This is a genomic window from Paraglaciecola sp. (assembly GCF_039964565.1).
Lineage (GTDB): Bacteria > Pseudomonadota > Gammaproteobacteria > Enterobacterales > Alteromonadaceae > Paraglaciecola.
In genome coordinates this window covers 213,895-234,526 of the sequence record NZ_JBDVXF010000045.1, presented here as the reverse complement: position 1 = coordinate 234,526, position 20,632 = coordinate 213,895, and the positions used below count along the sequence as shown (strand labels likewise).

Here is a 20,632-nt window from a genome sequence, read left to right as displayed (position 1 = left end):
ATTATGTAGTTTTTGTTTCCATTCATTTTTTCATTTGCCATATTTTAATTTATGGCAAATGACTGAAGTCGCTGGTTTTATTGCGTAAACCTATGGTCGTTCACATCACTAGTTAGGCAATCGCAATTTTCAAATATTTCGTAAAGGATCTTGTAATTCTAATTCTTCGTATGAAATACCTTTTAATATCGTTTCTTATTACATCTTTTATTTGGTCGTCGTTTTGTCTAGGGTAGACTTGTTATTGTAGAGTTAAACCCTAAATTTTTTCCGCTAGTCGTTGCTGAGAAGTTATTAGCTTTCATTGCAGCTGCCAATTCGAGGACGCTGCTATTATTATGTTTCACCGGATCTCCAAAAGGTATGTTTAGTAAATGACCACCGTTAAAGACCCTATATTTAATGCATTAGGTAAACATCGAAGACCAGAGTTTTGGTTAGTGTTTATGCGTTGTGCTCAGGTAGCGTCGTTAATTGATGTCGCATTCTTTTTTCTTTTTCACGCACTAGGGTCGCCGATTCTTGCTTGGTTTAATGTGATTAGTGTGGCGATTTACATCGTTGTTTATTACGCGTCGAAAAACCGTAGGAAAAAAATAGCCGTCGCTCTTATTTGGTTTGAAGTGATTGTACATGCTGCCCTTGGGGTGGCGCTAATTGGCTGGGGAAGCGGTTTTCATTATTATTTGTTCATGTTTATTCCGGCGATATTTTTATCCACTTCTTTTAAACCTGCGTTAATGGCATTGGCGGTGTTATTCGCGTGTCTTATCGGGCTTGATTTAATGTCGTGGTTTATTGCGCCCATTGAACCGATTAACCCATTTGCTTTAAAAATTGTGCATATGTTTAACATGAGTGTTGTGTTTTTTATGTTCAGTTACTTGTCATTTTATTATTTAAAGACGGCACGTCGTGCTCAGAAAAAGCTGAATATCATGGCGACAACTGACCCGTTAACAGAGTTATACAACCGGCGTCATATGAATAACTTAATCGATAAAGCGTTACTGAGGTCCACTAATACCAATCAGGTTATCGGTATTATTTTAATAGACATCGATCACTTCAAGAAAATAAACGATGAATATGGACACAAGGTCGGAGATGACGTTTTAGTCAAGGTTGCGCAGATTTTAAAGAAGGAAGTTCGCCAACAAGATTTAATCTCTCGTTGGGGGGGAGAAGAGTTTTTGATCACACTCCCAGACTCCAGTCTAACTGATACTAAGTTAAGCGCGGAGCGAATACGAGAAGCATTTCTTAATTGTCACTGGCTTAATGAAGTTGGTGTTGATGTTAATCCTACAATCACTGCAGGAATTAGCGAGTTAAAACATACCGAAAACTTAGACTCGGCAATTGCACGTGCCGATCGAGCACTTTACAAAGGTAAAGAAGGTGGTAGGAATCGAGTTGAAGCTTGATTCAAATTATTAGTTATTTTAAATTTCGCTAACTTAGGCTGTGTATCCTAGCTCTGTGTTGCGAATAGATAATGAAATATTAGCCAATAGTCTAATACCCAACATGGGTATTAACTATTATTGTTGAGGTACCGTAAAGATTAAGCGTCTTACTACTTCAGCATCTAATTTTATACTATTCGGCTGGTAAAAGGACTCGCTAAACTACACGAATTATGATGATGTGGTACGGTATCAAGGGATTAATAAATGCTGTTTAGAACAATAAAGAACACCACAACAACCCTTACAGTGGTTGCGATAGTATTGGTGTGCGTTGCTGTAGTAGCCTCTTCGATTGAAGAATACGAAAAGCTATACCTTGAAGCAACGCGAGGAGATCTTGATGGGCTTTCTGAAAACTTAGCCAGCGATCTCGTGCACCTGATTGCCTCAGATCCCGATATGTTTGAAGTCACCACCACCTTATTACGCTTAGACCGCTACGAAAACGTGAAATATGCGGTCGTTTTTGATAATAATTGGCAGCAACTCAATGTTTATTTTGGCCCGTTGTTTATCCCAGAAGAACTCGATTCAGCGATCGATATCAATGCCCTTAAAAGTCAACCACTGGGAGTCGCTGTAAAAAACAGCGAGCTTGTTGCTTTAAAGTTAGTGGGTGATGCGCGATTACCTCTTGGCTACCTACTGATAGTGAACGACTTATCGGGCCCTTTGTATAACAGTAAATTGACCCTGTTTAAAAGTGTCTTACCTCTAGTGTTACTGGTGTTATTTATCGCAATCTGTGGCTCGATGTTCATTCAACGCCGCTTATTTCAGCCCCTTAGCCGACTTTCTCAAGTTGCCAAAAAAATCCAAGATACTCACGATTACTCTTTACGTATAGATACTAATGGTAAGCAAGAAGTGGCTGAGCTTAGCCGTGATATCAATAGTATGATGGAAACTATCAACGCCGAAACACAAAAAAATGCTAGGTACACTCAGCAACTCAAAGATCAACAAAAAACAATGGAACGCTTAGCTAATTTTGATGGTTTAACAGGTTTACCCAATCGTCAATTTTTTATGGAAACATTGAGATTAGAATTAGCAAAAGCTAAGCGCGACCATCTCAACCGAGTGTTAATGTATTTTGATTTAAACGGTTTTAAAGGTGTCAATGATTCATTTGGCCATGAAATTGGCGATTTGGTATTGATGGAAGTATGCAGTCGTACTAAAAATATTTTACGTGACGGTGATTTAATTTCTCGCTTAGGGGGGGATGAATTTCTTATCTTGCTACACAATGAACCAAATGATTTGGAGCTATACGAAATTTCGGAGCGCCTAGTTAGCGGGCTCAATATGCCCTTTCAAATTCAGTCTTGGGAAGTACAAGTGGGTGTCAGTATTGGTATTGCACGTGCCAGCGACTCAAATTTTAATGTTAGTGAGTTCGTCAGTAATGCTGACATCGCTATGTATCGTTCTAAATTAGCGGGTCGTAGCACTCACACTGTGTTTGTGCCAGAAATGATGGAAGATAACAAACGTCGCTTGCTTATCGCCAATTCTATCGCCAACGCGATTAAGTCCAACGAATTCAGTGTTCATTACCAAGGCAAAGTGGGTGCTGACGAGAATATAGTCGGCTATGAAGCATTGATACGCTGGAAAAATGATGCCTTGGGCTTTGTATCTCCAGCCGAATTTATACCCATAGCGGAGCAAAGTGGTAAAATTTTGTCTATCACTAAATGGGTGATCAAGCGGGTGTGCCAAGAACTGGCACAATTGCAAGGATTGCAAAAGACAGAGGTTGTGGTGTCGGTCAATTTGTCGGCCCATGACATAAAAAATACCACTCTGGTTGATTATATTCGTAATATGTTCACGCGTTACAATGTGAACAGTGCCTGCATTGAGTTTGAAGTGACAGAATCTGCCTACTTAGAAAACTTCGACATTGCCAACCTGTTTCTTACGCAATTGCGGGAGATGGGGTGTTCTATCGCCCTAGATGATTTTGGATCTGGCTATTCTTCATTGGGCTACCTCACTCAGATTGAGTTAAACACCTTGAAAATTGATAAACAGTTTGTGGATAACTTGAACGTGTCTAAGCGCAGTACTTTGGTTACTAAAACCATTATCGAAATGGCGAAACAGTTGAATTTAACAATATGCGCTGAGGGCGTAGAAACTCGAGAACAAGCAGAGTTTTTAATCGAAAACGGTTGCCACCAGTTGCAAGGCTATTTGTTTTCGAAACCCAAAAGCTTAGTTGAACTGCTCGATGTTTAATGACTGTTAAAGTGCGCTATAAAGTATCGTTAGCCCATCAGGGATAGATATACCAGATGGTAAATATCCGACGCTACCGGGATTATGTAGAATGTATTCTAGAATGGCTCGCTCAGTCCCGATTTCTTTGGGCTCTTTCTTACGGCCGGTAAAGCGCATTTGTGCCCAATACGATTGAATGCGCGATTCTGTTAAGCCAACGACTCTAGTGTTAAACAAAACTCGGGTTTGATTATCAGGCGGCAAGGCAATTGCTTCTAAATCATAAGGCAGCGCATTACCCATAAATAAATTACGAACTTGCTGGCGACTTAACTGTATTTGTTTATTGTCTGTATTAGCCACGACAACAATTGAATTGTTCGCAGAGGCATGAACTCCAATAAAAGCGCTGAAAATGAGAGGGAAAAATAACGTTTTCATTAAAATACCCACTCTAAGGCTAATTGATAAAACATGGCCTTGCCGCCGAACATTTCGTCACGAGCGGTAAATAACCCATGGTATCCATCTCTTTCTTTTAGCAGTGTAGCTTGTGCTTTAAATGCTAAATTGTCTTTCCAATCCCAGCGTCCTCCAACGCTATAACTTACAGTGCTATTGTTGCCAATTTGACCAACAATCTGTTGATAGCCCAAAGCTAGCTGGTCGAGTTGGGCGTTAACCCCAATAGGGATTTCAGCAATATCTGCACTGTATTTGTTCGTGTCGCGAGACAACGAAGTGTATATAGAGAAGGGGTAAAAGTGCATGCCGCCAGAGATAAAGTAACCGTTTGAATCGGGGGCTAGAAATAATTCGGTTCTTAGTCTTGTGACTTCAGAACGAAAGAAATAATCTACGTTTTCGTAAAAAGCGCTGAGTTGATAAAATCTGCCAACCCCTTCATTTGAAAGTGAGTCTGCGCTTTGGGTAAAACCCACATTGCGCAAGATATCGCTGAACGCAGATAATTCTTGTTGAGTGACATCCGCGTCCCCCTGATGAAATGAAGCGCGGAATGTCCAGCTTTCATAACCCAATGTACTGACGATGCCGAACATGTTACTGACTTTGACATCCAAACTGTCGCCTTGATAGGTAAACTCACGATCTAGTTCTCCATAGTAAGACTCAAAATTCAATGATGTACTTTTACTAACGTACTCGTATTGGGCATGTAAACCGTCAAAGTTTGGAAATAAAAACTGCTGGTACACTTGCTGAGGTAATGACACCCATTCGTAAGCGAAGCCAACATCTGAAAAATCACTATAACTAAATACGGGGGTGCGTTGACGGCCGAGCTTAAGTTTTAACGCTTTAGTTGGCGCATAAGTGAAATAAAGCCATTCTATGCCTGACTTGTTATCATCACCTGTGCGGCCAATTACTTGGGCTGTGGCAGAAACATTATCGATTATTTGATAGTCGGCTTGCATACCAAAAAGAGATTGCTGTTCTAGACTAACTCTATCTTCGTAGCCATTAAATTCTGCGTATTCTTCGTCAATATAACCTGCTACTACTCGAGCAAAACCAGAAAATCGCACGTTACCGTCGTCATCAGCGTATACAACTGAAGTCAACGTGAGTGAAACACAGATAGCTATTAGGGTAGATTGAAAAAGTTTTATAATCATATATTTATCGAAATTTTAATTGTTCGTGTAACAAAACAACCTACTGTTAACGCGCGCGTTGATGGTGTGACGTCTAAGGTTTTTATCATTAAGTGATACATTGCTGTTAGTTGGTTCGCCATTGTACTAAACATTAAAATACCCACTCAGCACCGACTTGATATAAAACGGCTTGTCCGTCAAAGCCACCTAAATCTTTCACCGCGTAATCGTTACTCACTTCGTCATCTGCATTAACGAATGTCATTTCAGCTTTGAAGGCAAGATTAGGACGCCAATCCCAGCGAAGCCCTATTTTAGTGCCAGTGGCTTTATCGTCTGGAAAAACTGCTAATACTCCCTGATAGGTCGCCGCTAAAAAATCGAGTTCATCGGATAAACCAAAGGGAATTTCATTGCTGGGGTGGTCAAAATGTAAATCTTTTTCGCTATATGAAATATACAGGGTATAAGGATGAAAGTTATAGCCAAGCGACACGAAAAAGCTATCAATATCGGCTACTAACCCTGCTTCGCCGACCATTTTTGTGATTTCACTGCGCACAAAGTAATCTAAATTTTCGTAGTTGGCACTGAATTGATAAAAGCGAATAATGCCGTTGGCGTTGAGCCAATCAGCGTTGTTCGAAAACCCCAACAGCCGTAATTGTTGGCTGAATACACTCGCTTCTTCTTGATCTAGTTCGGCATCTCCGTGGTTGTATGACGCGCGAAAGGTAAAGTTTCGAATATTCACCGTTACGTTAGCACCAACTAGGCCGTTGACTACGGTATTGATTTCCTGACTGGCTAAATAGATTTTGTCGTCATAGTGGCCCCAGTATGCTTCGTATTCAATCAGCCAATTATTGAAAGAGAAGCCATAATTGGCGAGTACCCCGTCAAAAGTCGAAAAAAACGCGGTGTCGTATACCTGTTGTGGCAAGGTTAACCAAGGGTAAGCAAAACCAATATCTAAGCTGTCGCTGTAATTAAAAAAAGGAATACGCTGTTTGCCTAACTTAAATTGCAAGGCGTTGTTAGGGGCATAACTGAGATATAACCATTCTAGGCCTGAACTACGTTGCTCTTCTGTGTAACCAACCACTTGAGCGGTAACCGCGACCGTATCACTGAGTTGGTAATCTGCTTGTAAGCCTAATAATGATTGCTGGTCTAGGCTAATGCTGTTGTCGTAGCCGACATACTCTGCGTTTGCATCATCTAGATGTCCAATAATGGCACGTGCAAAGCCTGAAAACTGCATTGAGTCTTGGCTCGCAGCATGGGAGTTTGTGATACCGAGTTGAACTAAAAAAACTACGGATATTGTTTTTTTTGAAATGGTTGCCAAAAGGTCGTTAATGCTATTCATTATCTCTAATATCTATAGTTTACATATGTGGCTAACAAATCATCTTAAGTTGCTAAACCATTAAATTTACTGATGTCACGGTACGGCGTTAAAGTCGAATCGCAAACTTGGCCATCTATGTATCAATTGGTGGAATATAGGACCGTTAATTCGTCAGGAATTGACATACCTGCGGGTAGATAGCCTATCGTGCCAACATTACTCATTAGATACTCAACGACCAATTTTTCGTTTTTGAGCTCTACAGGCCCTTTCTTACGACCCGTAAAACGCATTTGTGCCCAATATGATTGAATACGTGATTCGGTTAAACCCACAACCTTAGTATTAAAGAGCACACGAGTATGGTTTTCTGGCGGTAAAGCCACCGCATCTAAATCGTAGGGTAAAGCCCCACCCATAAATAGATTGCGAACTTGCTGACGGCTTAGTTGAATTGATTTATCTGCGGTATTTGCTACTACTATGACTGCTTCTGCAGCATAAGATGGTTGAACAAATCCTAGATAACACACGACCAATAAAGTGAGAACTCTTGCCATTAAAACACCCACTCTACGCCAAGCTGATACAGAATTGCGCTGTTATCAAAACGACCTAAATTTTTCAATGCAAAGTCATTACTGACTTTATCAGCATTAACATGGGTCACTTCTCCTTTTAAAGCGACATTGTATCGCCAGTCCCATCTCAAACCGATTTTTGTACCTTGAGTTTTATCATCTGGAAACCCAGCGAGAACCAATTCATAGGTCGCAGCCAACTCGTCTAATCCTGAAGAAACACCATAGGGAATTTCATTGGCTGGGTGGTCATAGTGTACGTCTCGCTCTGAATATGAAACATAAAGAGTATAAGGTGAAAATTGATAACCAACGGAAATGTAAAAGCTGTCGATGTCAGGCACTGGACCACTTTCACCAACCATAGTCGCCACTTCACTACGAATAAAATAATTGAGATTTTCGTAATTTGCGCTCAGTTGATAAAAGCGAATTAAACCATCAGGATTTAAGGTTTCAGCACTTTGGTTAAAGCCAAATTGGTTGAGTACTTCTACAAACTGGGCTGCACCAGGTAAAGTGAGATCAGCATTGCCCTGATTATACGCGGCACGAAACGTCCAACTATCATAGGCCGCGCTAGTATTAAAACCATATAAACCGGTGACTTTAGTGTCTATTTCACCACTGGCTAAGTAGATTTTGTCGTCGTAGATCCCCCAATAACCTTCGAAGTTCATTACCCAGCTACCCAAATTGTATTCATAATTAGCTAATAGTCCCTCAAAAGTAGAGAAAAAAGCAGTGTCGTAAAACTGCTGGGGCAATGTTAGCCATGGATAAGCAAAGCCTACATCTAAACTGTCACTGTAGTTAAAAAATGGGATCCGTTGTTTTCCTAGTTTGATACGCCACGCTTTATTGGGTGTATAGGTTAGGTAAAGCCATTCTAAGCCAGAAGATCGCTGCTTTCCAGTATGCCCAATGAATTGCCCAGTGAGCGAGATTTCATTATTAAATGCATAATCAGCTTGCAGCCCTATAAGTGATTGTTGGTCCATACTAATGCTATTGTCGTAGCCAACGTACTCGGCGTTTTTATCATCTAAATGGCCTAAGATTAATCGAGTAAAACCAGAAAATTGAAGCTTGTCCTGATCATTAGCGGCAGCATAATTTGGCATACTGCTTAGCAATAATACAATAGACAAAGTCACTGCTTTCGTTGGTTTCATGATGTGAATAATCACTCTTTAAGTTAGCGAAGAGAAAATACTAGAGCGTCGCTAAGTGTCAAATGCTAATTTGTGAGTTATTGAGCTAGGTCAAGGTAATTAAATGAAATACAGGGAGTTAGTTCGCGAACACTTTTATTCCCTTACTTTTAATTCCCTTTCAATAATCCAAAAATAGCTTAGTGAAGCTTCTAGATACTATTTATATCGACAGTGTGACGGAAACAATGTGTCTAAATACATACTACTTTAGTCTACTCTAATGATTGTTAAGCACAGAAGCCTCATAGAGGTTTTTCGAAAGTCATAGTTCAATTAATCAGATTAAAACCTCAAAATGATTCTTGTTATTCTGTCTCTATCGGAAAGTTTGATTCTGCGAGCCTGTAACAGATTCTGTGTAATGATTTGTGGAAATACACTTGTATTCAGCTCATTCACCCAACCTTGTAGTGTAAATCCAGCATCAGATAAAATAAGAGATTCACAACATTTTAGTAACCTCAACCCCCATTTCAAGCCTTCTAATTAAAGGGGGGTTTTCGAAGCATTAAGTGAATAGAGCAGGTAGCATTTGCAACAAAAGTACATTTTAGATTACGAGTTGTTGAACAAATAAATTTAACGATTTCAACTGCATAAAAACTCAAAAATACTCTGCTACATAGAGAATGCCCCCATTTTTTAAGACTGTAGTTTATGATGATTGATTAACGACGTGAAACCTTCGTAACACTACTAGTATAAGAGCCATTAACATTGCAATTATAGATAAACTGCCGCCACCACTTTCGCTGTTATCTTTTTTCTTTTGTTTACTTTGAAGCGTTATGTTGATATTTCGAGTGTTTGCAAGAAATTGCGCTTCTCCAATTAGCTCTAAAGAAAACTCTTCAGTGGATTCGCTCAAATTGTCGGATATTGCGGTAATGCTAAGTGTTTTGAACTGTTCACCTTGAGCAAACATCAGCGTGTCATGAGACATATAGAAATCATTATCTGATGCGGTACTAAGATTAGCTTTTATTAAGACAGTCAACGCTCCATCAGTACCCCCTGTGCGAACAAGCCTGATGTTTTTTGTTTCGCCTTCTTGGACTAAAAGCGTAGGGTATTCGAAGCCAATTCGACCTGGCTCACCATAATCTTCAGAGGTGATTATAACCTCTTTTGATACTGCGTTCTCCTCAATGTGAATCCCTCGTGGATAGAGTAACTCAACTGTAAAGGTCTCATCAAATTCAAAGATGTCATCATCAACAGTATTTATTTCGATGACAGAAGTTGTGTTTTCACCATCGTAGTAAGCTCGCGTAAGTGTTGGCTTAAAATCAGCGAAGTCGGCCGTTCCTTTTCGTGTTAGTAATTGCACTGAGTCACCAACCTCTGCACCGGTCCAGAATAGCTCAATGGCAACTTTACTGCCTTCTGAAATGATTTGTGAAGGTAACGATATTCCCACACTGCCGGTTTTTACAGGGCTGGGTTTGTTATTACGAAAACTGCCCGTTCTAGCTGGAATTTCATTCGAAGCAGCTTCAATGTATGCTCTTGCAGAGTCCGCAATATCCTCTCTTCCGCATTTAACTTGTTGTTCGTTAAACACTAGGGGCGAAGAAAAAAAACCTTCATCCCGTGAGCCAGAACCACTTTTCATAATACTGTCATGAGTGCCACAGGACTCACCAATGGCATATCTACGCTGTAAAATATCAGCAATTGTTCCACTCCCACGAGGCTTGTTTGCGGCTTCTTCATCATGAGTAAAGCCATCATTGTGTCCCAATTCATGAGATAAGGTTCTGTCAGGTTTTCCTAGTCTATAAGGTGATACCCACGAGAACTGCCCTCCAACGTATGCAAGACCGATATTGTTTACAATATCTGGATAGTGTCGGTTTAAAGCAACAACATAAGAGGCATCATAGAGCCTGTTAAAATTATATGTTTCATCGGAATATACTCTTTTTAGGGCGTTTAAGCGTTCTTCTCCATCCATTTGGTCATCGTAGGATAGCGTTTCAGGAATCCGTACAATTCCGGCTATGTTGCGACTAAGAGGGATATTTTGCCTTTGGAAAGAAGCATTGTTAAAATCAACAGACTCCTGAACATAAGTGACTAACTCCTCAACATCATTATCAAAATAATCAAGCATGTCATGAGTATAAAAAAATAAAATGTCATGAGAAGTGACTTCCGTCTCAAGGAGGCTCAACTCAGGGTATGTAAAATTGCTATCTGAACTACTTTGCTGCTGAGTAAAAACATACTGCGGCGGAAAAGATTCAGCTAAAATAGAAACTGATGAAAATAAACCAACTAATACTATAAATACTCTCATACAAAACACCTCGATATAAAAAGGAAAACAGTTTTTGCACACTCTAACTGGGGTTGAAATCGCTAATAGGTTCCATCAGCTCTGGCGTTAAGTTCTTGCTTATCCTCCAAGAATAAAAGACTCCTCATCAATTCTGTAAATAGGAACGCACTTAAAATCCCGCCCCAACCGTCTCCAGCAAACCATAGACCACGATCATAAATATCCATTGCAAGGCCGTGAAAGGACAACCAGTCCAAGCAAGTTTGTACCCATTTCCAAGGAGCCAAACTGTGTGAGCAGGATGGTAGCTGCACACAATTTTTATGCATATTAAGAATGGCAAGTTACAGGGTATTAATTGACATAGTGTTTATATTCAAAGCATGAATACTTTGTGGGGTTACCCCCGGGGGTACCATATTGATATTCTCCTAGCTAGACATCCATGTCTGAGCTTTCTATCAAACGGGCCCGTTCGCTAAATATATGGTGTTCAATCTTGAGTGGGTATAACCCATTTTTTTGTTTCCGTATCATATTGCAAATGAAATGTATGGCGCTGAACTGAGCCAACTTTAGTACTACAATAATCAGACCATTCTTGGTCTTCCATGACTTTTTGCTTTAATTCTACTCTAAGCCTTGCAACATTGTTATAAACCTTCTCTTCTAGAATTGTGTAGTTAGAGCAGAATAGCTTTTCGCTCCCAAGCAGCATTTTAAAAGCAAAAATGCTGCCTTCAGAAAAACCGTCTGAGGTATTTGTTTCATCAGCTATGTGGCTCTTCAGAAAATCAGCAGTTGAAGGCGCAACAAAATCATGAAAGTTACCCACACCATCAGTTCTTAACATTTCTGCATACGCAGGAAACGCTTCGCTTGCAGATATTTTCCCATTCCCATCAGTATCTTGACTGTCACCAAAACAACCTGTTAATACGAATGAAAAAGTTAATACAACACCACATAATAATTTACTCATTTAGTATCCTCTATTTAGTAAACGATAAAGCTGCTTTTAATAAATTTGTAATTCATTGGCTCGTTGTTGATGGCAGCAAATATACCGACGCAGACGGAATAGATCTTTCCATCTAAAAAAAGTTAAGTAATTTATGGGGTTTAGTTAACAAAGGGTTTTAACCTTTATTGAGGGATTAGCTAATTTGAATTAGTGAGCCTAGTCGGTTTTATTGGTAGCATGTTGTGAAGACTAGGCTTTTCTAAAATTAATGTTCAATTAATCAGGCTAAGACCTCACTTTGAATTTTTTTGTTATCAATTTTACTTTTATTAGCAGTGATAGCTTTTTTAACAGCTTCGTCAAAGATAACATTTGCCCAGAACAAGTACGTTTAATCAGTAAAATTCGGGTGGCGCATAATGAAAGTAACAGCTCAGCAGGCGCTAGGACCCTCGCGGATATTGTCACGCAGCGAGGCACGCATCTCAGAGACTATCGAGCAGGCAGGCTTATGAAGCAACTTAATTTAGTCAGTTGTCAATTACCCAAACATGCTTATAAAAAAGGAATGAAAAAACATGTAGATATACCCAATTTACTCGACAGACAATTTGCAGCGGTAGAGCTGAACCAAGTTTGGTGTGGTGATGTGACTTATATCTGGACAGGTAACCGATGGGCATACCTAACTGTTGTTATAGACTTATGTGCCAGAAAATCAATTGGCTGAGCAATGTCGTTTTCGCCTAACACTGAATTAACGATGCAAGCATTAACGATGGCTTATGAGCGCAGAGGGAAGCCAAAAGGTGTCATGTTTCATAGTGACCGAGGAAACCTTTATACGAGCAGAAAGTTTAGACAATTGATTTGGCGTTACCAGTTAACCCAAAACATGAATCGAAGAGGAAATTGCTGGAATAATAGCCCAATGGAGCGGTTCTTTAGAAGTTAAAAAAACGAATGGATACCTACCAATGGCTATCGGAATTTCACCGAAGCTAAACAACACATAACGGATTATATTGTTGGTTATTACAGCCAGACTAGGCCACATCAGTACAATGCTAGTTTAAGCCCAAACGAGTCAGAAAGAAGATACTGGCTTTACTATAAAACTGTGGCCAATATTACTTAACCACTTCATCTTTAAACTTTGGGTAATAACGGTAAAACTTTAATATTACCCAAGCATATCTAAATACTTTTTTATCTAATGAAAGTTTAATTCTAAACTCATTTTCTTCCCTTGTTGCTATGTGTGAAAATCTGGACAACTCGCTATCAGCTCCTTTAGTATAGCTAGAAGTATATTTTTCCATTTGGTATGCAAGGAAAATAAGCGACATTCGAAATGACAACATCCCCCCACCCTCCATATTGTTCACTCGAACAATATTCTCCACATGCATTAGCATTTTCATACCCATCACAAACCGCAATTAATTCATCATCTAAGGTTGCATGGATAGCAAAAGCTCCCTTTTCATCTGTGGTTCTATCCCATACTTTTCCTCCTAACTTACCTTGACGTTTGTGACAAAATACGAGATAGGCGTCATGCTCGAAGATAGGCTCCTCAAAAGTAATATTAATTTCTACATTTTGAGGCACTGGTTTTGGTGCTTGTGGTTTATTATATGATTCACCTGAATGAAAATATTGGAAAAAAGCATCAAATATTATTTTAAACTCAGAATGTAATTGCGAAATTTTTTTAATTTGCCCATATTTTTTTTCTAGGCTGTTGCGGATTTTAGGTTCATCATGAAAATGCCAATGAAAATCAAAATTACTACATAATTTGAAATAACTTCTGTAACTTATTTCCTTACTTTCTTTAATGGCTTTAGATTTGATTAATGCCAGATGTTTTTGTTTATTCAACTCAACTTCCTTAATTTTTAATTAATTAGGTGTGCCTTACAAAGGTCAAAAGTACCATTTAGCAAAAAAGGTGACCGATGTGGCCTTGACCTATCTCCCTGTATAAGTTCGCCAGAGTGTACTCAATATTGCAGATTCAAACGAACAGAAAATCCAAATTTTACAGAGTCCACGAATCAAAGTCGGATTTAATGAGATGTAAATGGTCAACACTTGTATGCTCCGCAATTATGCACAATGATAATTAATAAGTACGATGCCTTCACCATCAAATATTTCAAAAACTAATGCACTAACAGCGGTGTTGTCGTTGAAATAAATATTTTATTGAGGAGATTTAAATTAGCCATTCATTGCCTGATTCTAACCTGCAGCCTATCCCATCCCTCTAAATATTTATATGATAAGAGCTTGCCCTTCGTCAATTTAGGTATTTTGTAACAAGAATGTTTTCGAACCTGTCGCTAGCTTTGTTTACATATTATTTGTAAATGCACCAAAATTATTTATTATCAACTGAGAAGAGTTTTGCAATCGTGTAGTCAACTCACACTTGATCACAACAAAGGTACTTATACTAACGGTAGTTTTATTCTGCTTGTGGCTATATATTATTCATCAATCTCTCTAAAACTTTCAGGATCCATTGAAGCGAAAGCCATCAGAGTTAAGATAAGTCCTACAATAAAAGCGGCTCCAGATGATTCCATAGTACGTGCCAGATTAAGGAAAATAAATCCTGTATCGTACCACTCTGCGAGTATTAATTTACTTCCAATGTATCTACTTACCTCCGTAATCCAATCATTTATAAAATAATCAGCTATTGCTACGAAAACAATCCATACTGCAAATATTTGTTCGGCCATATTCGTATTCCTCTTTTCATTGTTTGGATCTTATTATTTAACACTTGGGTGAATGTAACTTGTTGATATTATGGTAAATATTTTGTTGTTCGTTCGTTTTGATACGGCTGATTATTTTTCATATGTAACAAATATTACTGTGTGATATGTGAACGACAATTGACGACTAAAAACGTTAAGCCATGTTAGTAAACTCACCTAAATTGATGGCAGTAAATATACCGACACAGACGGAATAGATCTTTCCATCAATAAAATAGTTATGAGATTTAGGCGTTTTAGCTAACGGAAAGTTTTATTCTGCCTAGGGCTATATATTCAAGTTACTGAATTGTGGAAATACATTTTGTATTCGGCTAATTCATTCTACCTTGGAGTGTGTATGCAGCATGATATAAACCAAGCGATCCACAATATTCTAATACGTGCAAAATCCCACTCATTTTTGGTTGACATTAGTTCGCCTTGTAAACCGATTAAGGTTGCTTCTAGTCACCGTATTGAGTTTATGAAAAAGCTAGTTAATGATGCGGGGAGGCTTGATGCTTTTGATGACAAAGTAATTTTAGAGATGCTAATAGGACAGTATTTAGGTGAAATTGAATTGGCTCGTAAAGCACCTTGGCCAATTAGCCTTTATGGTGAAGATTGTGTGGTGTTCATTAGAGCTAAACATAGGTTAGAAGGTCATGCAAAAACAGCCATCCAAAAAGTGGCTAAGCTAGTATGTAAAAACCATCACATAAAAGTATTTAGCAATCCTAATGCCAATGAAGAAGTGTGGATTTTTATCTTTGGCTATTCGTCGAATGCTCCTCAAATTGAAACCGTGATTAATACCGTTTTATTTGAGGTAAATAGCCTCAATTCAGCTGAAAAAAATAGCTCAGAAGACATTCAACGATATTTTGTATTGCCTCAAAAAATCAATCAACAATCACCTAAGAGCTTTTCACAACAATTAATCGCCAATCTTTTTAACGAGTTTTTTATCAAGCGAGAGTTCGAGCCTACTTGGATGCTGCCTTATATAGGTGTTCTTAGTTTACCTGTCGACGATTTTTCGAACATTGATAACTATTTAGAAGAGGCTTTTCGCAATCTGATGAACTGTTCTTTACAAAACAATGCGACTAAGTCCAATTTGGGCAATCTCATTTTCAAATGAGTAAGTTCGGGTAAAGAGCTCAAATATGGTCATCTAATTAGTGAGGTAACTATGCAAAGTACAGCTAAAAAAAGTAACAACAAACCTATTTCACAAGCTGCAAATTCCATTTTTGCGGTTTTTGAGAGGGCAATGTTAGCGGCAGCAATGGGTGATGCATTTGGTTTTCCTATGGAGTTTTTTTGTGAACAAAAAATCAAGCAGTCGGGTTTTCACCTAAACAATGGTGATGATGAATTAACTTTTTTAGGTAAAAGCAGTGATGACACACAATTAAACCTATTTACCGCAGAAGGCATTATTTACTCTAAATACACTATCAAACATAGCGTTAATGATTACCAACTGATGAACGACACCATAGTCCGTGAAGTGGCTCGCGCATATCAGCGTTGGCTCCATACGCAAAGCGAAGCGAGTATTTTTTGTGAAGAAATTGATATCGAAACAGGATTAGTTTCTTTCCCCGAATTAAACCAGCGAGTCGAACCTGGCGATACTTGTCTTAGCGCATTGAAAGATATGCAATATCCCTCAGATAGCGCATACAATTTTAGTAAAGGCTCTGGCGTGACCATTAAAAACCTGCCGATAGCGATGGTGTATGCAGCTCAACCGTTAAGTTTACATTCTTTAAGTTGTCATCAAAAAGCGTTGGCAAGTTTTGATTTAGGGTTCAAAGTAGCGCAAATCACTCACGGCCATCCAATTGCGAAGTTAACAGCGGCGACTATTGCTACAATCCTCTTTTTTAATTTACAACGAGGTCCAAGTTCAAACACATTGCTGTATTCCATGGCAATGACCAAAGAGCTAATCATTAGTAACTTAGCGAATATTTTGAGGCGTGGCTTTGATATTCAAAGGAGTCATATCGAACACATAATCGAGTTACTTGATAACGATTATTACAATGGTGCTAAATGTGTATCTGCTTATGGACAGGGTTGGTTTGCTGATGAGGCATTGGCGATGGCTTTACACTGTGCTCTTTATGCCGAAACATTCGAACAATTATTGGTTATGGGTGCCTGTCACTCTGGGGATTCTGATTCTACTTGTAGTTTAGCTGCGTCGATTTTTGTTTCAGCGAGAGGTGGAGAGGATATGCCAGATTATTTGTTAGAAAAACTAGAGCTGAAGGAAGTGGTGAAAGGAATAACTGAAAAATTAACGTATTAGTCAGTCCGATCAACCAACTCGACTAAAATCGAGTTGGTTTTCACGGATCTCATTGATGAGACGCTCTGAACCTATGATGTTAACGTGGTGGCCAAGGGACATTAAATCTTCTATAAATTTAACACTCAAACGACGCTTAAAGGTTACACGAGCCTTACGGAATGAAGAGTCAGTATTTTCAAACTGCCAGTCCTCACAAAAACGCGGTCTTTCCTCGCGGTAAAGATCCACTGCTTTAGAAGACAACTCCAAAACAATATGCTCTTTATGCTCGCTAAGAAAATGCTCCTCAATCCCACTTTGTAGAATAGCTATGGCGTCACTTTGAGACAAAGGATGAAAATGCTTTTCGCCATGCTTTTTAAATAACTCAAGCATCTTCATTACGGTGTAAGCCCTAATTGAACCATGCTTATTAAATGCGATCATGACAGTGTGTCTACCGTCTTTAATAATGCCTATGGGCTCTACAATGCGCTCACTCTTGCCTTGCTTACTCTTAACATAAGAGAAGACTAACTTACGCTTATGCTGAATCGCATCTTTAATAATACCGACGCGTTCCATTAGCCCATTGTCTAAACGGTCAACGACATTGGCTCCTAATCCAATCAGCCTCTCCTGTAACTCAAAGTCATTTAAGCGCTCTGAAGAAGCTTTATTGACTCTGCCTTTCTCAATTGCACTCAATTGCGTCAGTAGGGTATTAAAGTGGGGGGTTTTATAAAACCTCGCTGCGCGCCCTCCCTCAACACGACATATGTGGCCATCATCAAAAAGAGGCTTTAGACGGTTCCTAAGATTTCTCTTTTCGCTTTCGGGAGTTCCGTTACCACGAAGAGGTATAGGTAGCCTTTCAAAAAGCTCTTCTACCGATATAGCATCACTGATTGTTGTTGCGGTAATGAAACGAGCAAGCTCAAAAGATGGACTAAATAAGCACATAAAAAAACCTCGAAGTAATGAAATGATCGATAACAATTAAACGAAAAATTATTTTAGGATTGAAAGTTAGTAGCCAAACTAATTAGCAAAATAGCTACCGTTTTATTTCTTCGCCCGAAGGGCTATTTCATGTGAATAAAAGTGAGTTAGTTAAATAACGTGTCTATTGACAACGGCGAGCATCTTACACTAATTGAGTAGAAAAGTCAAGTGTGAATCAGATTATTGATGATATGTCAAATTTTTTGTGAGGTTTGTTTTGCGAGCAGCCTTTTGTAATACCTCGCAGAGTTTTACGGTATTGCTAGCATCAACTCGTCATTATTATTTTTCCATTAAAGGAAATATTCTTTCCGACTTCCTCGTTAATATAGCTGCCATTCTCGAACAGCCAGCATGGTGAAAGGTGCGATTGCGATCTTTTTAGCAGGTTAGTTTTACGGTGATTACCCTCCTGCCTAACACACGACATAAATGCCCTCTTAAGATTCGTTTCTAAAGAGTGGCTAGCTATGACTTTTGATTAAGGAATTTTTATGAGCAATAAGAAAACTATGAAAACCAATCTTCATCGTGAAATTAGTAAAGATCCTTTGTTGAATAAAAATCAGCCGAAACAGGGCAAGCTAAGCACCGATCAGTTTGATCAGGATTTTGCAGAAATATTCGATGAACTTTTAGATTTAGACAACGAGGAAGCCGTGTATGATTCTGTTAAAAAAGATCTGAAAGCCTTGGGGCCTGTTCGAGATAATGGTCAAATAGATTACCAAAACGATAAGTTTGACCCAAATAAAATAGCCATTGTCGATCCGCAAAAACTTAAAAGTTTAGTAAAAGAAAACAGGTCAAATAACGATGATGTATTCCTCAATAATGAGGATAAGTTAGCGACTATAAGCCCATATAAAAATGCATTGGTGTGCACCGTTGAAATGGCTCAAAAAGTGGCCTCTTTGAGTGTTGACTTTCCAAACTTTAATCAAGTTATTGAAGATCTAGTAGATAGAATTACGTTGTTATCTATTTCATCAAAAAAGTTGTCTGTGCAATCACTTAATCTTGATGGTCCTCCAGGGGCTGGTAAAACCACTTTTGTGCGCGCACTGGCAACAATATTAGGTGTCGATTTCTTTGATTTGACGATTAGTTCTATGGTGGCTAAATTTGAACTTTGTGGGTTCAATCCAAATTGGAAAAATGCCAGTTGCGGGCGATTGGCAAAAATTATGTTTGAACAAACAAATAATTTCCAACCGATTATATTATTGGACGATTTGTGTTCTGTATATACAGGTAGCGAGTCTGAACATACTCTGTTGCCAGTGCTACTCAATATATTAGAGCCTCATCAGGCAAAACGTTTCAAAGACCAGTTTTACAATTTAGAGATTGATCTTTCTGGTGTAATTTTTATTTCTACAACCAATAAATTTTCGCGCTTACCAGAAAATATTCAATCTCGTTTGAATAACTATCAAATAGAGTTGCCGGTAGGTCAGCAATTCTCACGGGTAGTTCAAAATATTTATCGAGGTCTGGTCGCTGAAAATGAGTTGTCAGACATATTCTCAGAGAATCTAAATGAAACTGTCATTGCTAAGCTACAGAATACCAACCTGCGGCATATAAAACGTTTACTGACCCGAGCAATTAGTCAGGCTTATAAACGTTCTTTAGCGGTCTCACTCACAGCTACCCAAATTGCCGTTACGCTCGCTGATTTAAATTTACTCGAAAAAAGCACTCAAGCAGATGTATCCGAGTGTCTGCGCGTTTTGCACTGAAACCAAAAAGGCATATTCGGTAGGGCATTTATTCGTAGTTTTAGCTTAGGAGAATCAATGAATAATCAAGCAGAGTGTTTTGGATTTTTGAAAAGCGGTGAACAAGGCATTGTTTATTCAGGCATGTACGCAAATTTTTCTGATAAATTAGCGAAACTGACTGAAACCAAACCTAACCGAAAGAGTGTGCTTCAATGGCAATCCCCCTATCGAGGTATCAACCTAGAGTTGACTCGGCTTCTTCAAAAATTATGTTTAGCTAAAAATGGTCAAAAAGTGCAGCTTATCAATCAATTCAATATGATAGCCTCAGCAATATTGGATTTTTCTGAAATACAAACCTATTGCGAATTGTTCAATCAAAAAACTAACATCAGCTTAAAGTCATTTCTAAAAACGGATAAGCGTATATTTAATATCGGTTTTAATGTGCTTAACCAAAACAGCCCAAGTGCAGAGCGTGAGTTAGTGTTTAATACTTACAATAAAACGTTGAATACGCTCAGTCGAAGTATATGGCCCCCATTACCCGTGAGTACAATTACTCGAGGCAAGATACGTGAAGGAACTAGTCTAGCGCTAGAGGATGATATTAAGAGTGACTTTACTGAGCCCAGATTCGTACCGACAGAAACTGACAATTGCACTTTAAACATTGCGCAATCAGCCTACTTTAGACATTTATTAAATGTACGCTCTGAAGGTCACTCCATTGATTTGGGGCAATATCTACCAGAATCTCGGCAGCTAAACGTTGTTCACTACACCGATTTACGCATACCTTTCTTATGTGTGTTATCTCTTAATGGTAAAAAAATCCCTTTTATTGCCAATGTAGATAACGAAGACATTTTAGAGAATACCATGGAGTTCCTGAATTTATCAGCTGAGGTAGATGCTTACATAAATTTAAATGATAACTGGCAGTTTTGTTTTCAGTAATAGTGTTAGGTATACCGCAATGATGTTTTGGTAACGTACACTACACTTGTAACAGTTATACAGGGATTTCTTGAGCGTTATTGTTACCTTTACTTAGTCACAATACAGACTCAGAGAGCGTGCTAT

The 20,632-nt window shown here is 38.8% G+C and carries 16 protein-coding genes and 1 pseudogene; 7 read left to right on the top strand and 10 right to left on the bottom strand.

What is annotated here, in order from left to right; genetic code table 11:
* The first annotated feature begins 374 nt into the window (after nucleotides 1-374).
* Both ABJK37_RS22825 and ABJK37_RS22820 read left to right on the top strand, forming a co-directional pair.
* Nucleotides 375-1,427: a diguanylate cyclase gene (locus ABJK37_RS22825; RefSeq protein WP_348358623.1), complete on the top strand. Its 1,053-nt coding sequence runs from the start codon at nucleotides 375-377 to the stop codon at nucleotides 1,425-1,427.
* Between the two features lie 249 nt (nucleotides 1,428-1,676).
* A complete protein-coding gene (locus tag ABJK37_RS22820; RefSeq protein WP_348358621.1) occupies nucleotides 1,677-3,722 on the top strand; it encodes an EAL domain-containing protein in 2,046 nt (681 codons plus the stop codon).
* Nucleotides 3,723-3,728: 6 nt separating this feature from the next.
* Here ABJK37_RS22820 and ABJK37_RS22815 read toward each other — a convergent pair whose 3' ends face one another.
* From ABJK37_RS22815 to ABJK37_RS22785, 7 genes are all read right to left on the bottom strand, one after another.
* Entirely contained in the window at nucleotides 3,729-4,145 is a 417-nt protein-coding gene (locus tag ABJK37_RS22815) for a hypothetical protein (protein ID WP_348358619.1), read from the bottom strand.
* Nucleotides 4,145-5,344 (bottom strand): hypothetical protein, encoded by a 1,200-nt coding sequence (locus ABJK37_RS22810; protein ID WP_348358617.1) that lies wholly within the window; start codon nucleotides 5,342-5,344, stop codon nucleotides 4,145-4,147. Before ABJK37_RS22810 ends, ABJK37_RS22815 begins: the two co-directional genes overlap by 1 nt.
* A gap of 133 nt (nucleotides 5,345-5,477) precedes the next feature.
* A complete protein-coding gene (locus ABJK37_RS22805; protein ID WP_348358615.1) occupies nucleotides 5,478-6,698 on the bottom strand; it encodes a porin in 1,221 nt (406 codons plus the stop codon).
* Between the two features lie 122 nt (nucleotides 6,699-6,820).
* Nucleotides 6,821-7,240 (bottom strand): hypothetical protein, encoded by a 420-nt coding sequence (locus tag ABJK37_RS22800; protein WP_348358613.1) that lies wholly within the window; start codon nucleotides 7,238-7,240, stop codon nucleotides 6,821-6,823.
* Complete coding sequence (locus ABJK37_RS22795) at nucleotides 7,240-8,436, bottom strand: hypothetical protein (RefSeq protein WP_348358611.1); 1,197 nt, start codon at nucleotides 8,434-8,436, stop codon at nucleotides 7,240-7,242. The genes ABJK37_RS22800 and ABJK37_RS22795 overlap by 1 nt, the downstream gene beginning before the upstream one ends.
* Nucleotides 8,437-9,133: 697 nt before the next feature.
* Nucleotides 9,134-10,780 (bottom strand): Calx-beta domain-containing protein, encoded by a 1,647-nt coding sequence (locus ABJK37_RS22790; RefSeq protein ID WP_348358609.1) that lies wholly within the window; start codon nucleotides 10,778-10,780, stop codon nucleotides 9,134-9,136.
* 475 nt (nucleotides 10,781-11,255) lie between these two features.
* Nucleotides 11,256-11,744 (bottom strand): hypothetical protein, encoded by a 489-nt coding sequence (locus ABJK37_RS22785; protein WP_348358607.1) that lies wholly within the window; start codon nucleotides 11,742-11,744, stop codon nucleotides 11,256-11,258.
* A 361-nt stretch (nucleotides 11,745-12,105) separates the two neighbouring features.
* Here ABJK37_RS22785 and ABJK37_RS22780 point away from each other — a divergent pair.
* Nucleotides 12,106-12,864 (top strand): annotated as a pseudogene (locus tag ABJK37_RS22780) (IS3 family transposase); the annotation flags it as partial.
* 164 nt (nucleotides 12,865-13,028) lie between these two features.
* On the opposite strand, the gene ABJK37_RS22775 reads toward ABJK37_RS22780, so the two are convergent.
* Together ABJK37_RS22775 and ABJK37_RS22770 are read right to left on the bottom strand one after the other, a co-directional pair.
* The gene (locus ABJK37_RS22775) at nucleotides 13,029-13,613 is read right to left on the bottom strand and encodes a hypothetical protein (protein WP_348358605.1); all 585 of its coding nucleotides are present in this window, start codon (nucleotides 13,611-13,613) and stop codon (nucleotides 13,029-13,031) included.
* Between the two features lie 611 nt (nucleotides 13,614-14,224).
* Complete coding sequence (locus ABJK37_RS22770; RefSeq protein ID WP_348358603.1) at nucleotides 14,225-14,482, bottom strand: hypothetical protein; 258 nt, start codon at nucleotides 14,480-14,482, stop codon at nucleotides 14,225-14,227.
* Nucleotides 14,483-14,864: 382 nt separating this feature from the next.
* Here ABJK37_RS22770 and ABJK37_RS22765 point away from each other — a divergent pair, with 382 nt between their 5' ends.
* Complete coding sequence (locus tag ABJK37_RS22765; protein ID WP_348358601.1) at nucleotides 14,865-15,650, top strand: hypothetical protein; 786 nt, start codon at nucleotides 14,865-14,867, stop codon at nucleotides 15,648-15,650.
* A 51-nt stretch (nucleotides 15,651-15,701) separates the two neighbouring features.
* Nucleotides 15,702-16,832 (top strand): ADP-ribosylglycohydrolase family protein, encoded by a 1,131-nt coding sequence (locus ABJK37_RS22760; protein WP_348358599.1) that lies wholly within the window; start codon nucleotides 15,702-15,704, stop codon nucleotides 16,830-16,832.
* Between the two features lie 9 nt (nucleotides 16,833-16,841).
* Here the strand turns inward: ABJK37_RS22760 and ABJK37_RS22755 are convergent, their stop codons facing one another.
* On the bottom strand, nucleotides 16,842-17,777 hold the full coding sequence (locus tag ABJK37_RS22755; protein ID WP_348358597.1) for a WYL domain-containing protein: 936 nt from the start codon (nucleotides 17,775-17,777) through the stop codon (nucleotides 16,842-16,844).
* 536 nt (nucleotides 17,778-18,313) lie between these two features.
* Here ABJK37_RS22755 and ABJK37_RS22750 point away from each other — a divergent pair.
* Both ABJK37_RS22750 and ABJK37_RS22745 read left to right on the top strand, forming a co-directional pair.
* A complete protein-coding gene (locus ABJK37_RS22750) occupies nucleotides 18,314-19,564 on the top strand; it encodes an AAA family ATPase (RefSeq protein ID WP_348358595.1) in 1,251 nt (416 codons plus the stop codon).
* A 57-nt stretch (nucleotides 19,565-19,621) separates the two neighbouring features.
* Complete coding sequence (locus ABJK37_RS22745) at nucleotides 19,622-20,506, top strand: hypothetical protein (protein ID WP_348358593.1); 885 nt, start codon at nucleotides 19,622-19,624, stop codon at nucleotides 20,504-20,506.
* Nucleotides 20,507-20,632 lie beyond the last annotated feature (126 nt).